Genomic DNA, 1286 nt, shown 5'->3' with positions numbered 1-1286 from the left:
GCGGCGCTGCAGCGTGGCCGCGGCCGCTTGAGCCAGCTCGCCGCCGAGCCCGAGGATCGGCCGGTTCCCAGGTTGGGCGTCTCCGAACGCCTGTTGCTCGAAGCCTATATCGATCGCTTCAACGCCCGTGATTTCGACGCCGTGCGCGACATGCTCGCCGATGAAGTTCGCCTGGAGCTGGTGGCCAGGACGCGGTTTACCGGACCCAAGGAAGTGGCCACCTATTTCCACAACTATTCCCGCCTCCGCGATTGGCGTTTCGTGCCGGGATTCGTCGAGGACAGGCCGGTGGTCCTCGTTCACGACGGCAACGATCCGGCTGCGCGACCAGCCTATTTCATCCTGCTGGTCTGGCAGGAGGGCAAGCTTGCCGCCATCCGCGATTTTCGTCACGCCCGCTACGTCGCCGACAGCGCCGAACTGCTCGTTATTTGAACGATCGAGGGAAATCCCCTGCCTACTGCCCTACTGCCCTACTGCCCTACTGCCCTACTGCAAAGACTTCAGCAAATTGTCGATCGTAGACGGATTGAACTGCGGTTTGGCCGGAGGCGGATTGTCATTGGCCACCGGCGGTGCCGCCGGTTCCGGGTTCGGCGTCTGCTCGGCGCCCTTGCGCTCTGCTTCCAGCCTTGCCTTCTCCTGCGAGGAGGTCCGCATCGCCTCCTCGGCCTTTGCCTTGGCATCCGCCTCGGCTTTGACTTTTGCCTCGGCATCCGCCTTGGCCCTGGCCTCTGCTTCGGCCTGCGCCTGAGCTTCCGCCTCGGCTTTCGCCTTGGCGTCGGCCTCGGCCTTCAGCCGCGCCGCCTCCTCCCGCTGTCGCTGCTCCTCGGCCGCCTTGTCGCGCTGGTCCTGCAACGCAGCGTAGTAACGCACTTCGCGCCGCAGCCGCTGCTTCTCCAGCAACGCGGCCTGCATCGCCTCGACCCGCTGCTGCTCCTTCTCGAGCGCGCGCTGGGTCAGGAACTGCGCCAGCGGTTCGCTGTCGAACTGCCGTTTGACGGCGCCGAACGGCCCCTCGACGCTGAAATTCATCGCCGGTTCGGAACCGACGAGCGCTTCGTCGCCGGGCCGGTAGGTGACCGCGCCCTTGGCGGAGACCGTATCGGCATTGAGGTCCGCCGTGATGTCGGCGGACAAGGTCGCCGAAGGATTTTCGAGGCTGATCGGCGGCGCTCGCAGCGTGCCACCTGCAATGGTGAAGGCGATGTCGGTATCCTTTGCCGCGAAACTGCCATCTGCCGCGATAGCGGGCGCGAAGCCGAAGGTCTTGGCTGCATCGATAT

The 1286-nt window shown here is 65.2% G+C and carries 1 protein-coding gene and 1 pseudogene; one reads left to right on the top strand and one right to left on the bottom strand.

The features are described 5' to 3' along the window. A partial coding sequence (locus FJ980_RS32330; protein WP_181181395.1) for a nuclear transport factor 2 family protein occupies window positions 1–435 on the top strand: 435 nt, incomplete at its 5' end. A gap of 54 nt (window positions 436–489) precedes the next feature. On the opposite strand, the pseudogene FJ980_RS32325 reads toward FJ980_RS32330, so the two are convergent. Continuing rightward, window positions 490–1286: pseudogene (locus tag FJ980_RS32325) on the bottom strand (AsmA-like C-terminal region-containing protein); the annotation flags it as partial.

This window comes from Mesorhizobium sp. B1-1-5 (assembly GCF_006443065.1).
Taxonomy (GTDB): Bacteria; Pseudomonadota; Alphaproteobacteria; order Rhizobiales; family Rhizobiaceae; genus Mesorhizobium.
Note: the sequence above shows the minus strand (reverse complement) of the source record. Positions and strands in the feature narration are given on the sequence as shown.